Origin of the sequence: Vibrio sp. 10N.222.49.C9, assembly GCF_041474985.1 — a bacterium.
GTDB lineage: Bacteria > Pseudomonadota > Gammaproteobacteria > Enterobacterales > Vibrionaceae > Vibrio > Vibrio crassostreae_C.
This window is the reverse complement of sequence record NZ_JBFRVD010000953.1, coordinates 1-262: the sequence shown is the minus strand read 5'-3', so window position 1 is coordinate 262 and position 262 is coordinate 1. Positions and strand designations below refer to the sequence as shown.

The window sequence follows — 262 nt, the reverse complement described above, 5'->3', positions numbered from 1 at the left end:
GTGGTGATTGGCGTTCTGCCCATTACTATCGTCTGCCAGTTAAATGAACTTGGCGCTGAATATATTCATTTTGGACTCAATGTTCCTAGGGAGTTTCGAGGCAAAGAAATCAGCCTTGAGGATCTTGAAAGGTTTAGCCCGCGCTTAGAAACATTCTTTGTACAAAGAGGTAGTTGAAATGGAAACACACATTATTATGACCGCAGTTATTGGTTTGATCGCTTTCAGAGTTGTGGCGGAATTACTGGGTTATTTAATCGGT

At 41.6% G+C, this 262-nt stretch carries 1 protein-coding gene; it reads left to right on the top strand.

Going from position 1 to position 262, the window contains the following annotated elements; translation table 11 throughout:
* A complete protein-coding gene (locus AB4585_RS26375; protein WP_372171712.1) occupies positions 1 to 177 on the top strand; it encodes a CRISPR-associated protein Csx16 in 177 nt (58 codons plus the stop codon).
* Positions 178 to 262: the final 85 nt, after the last annotated feature.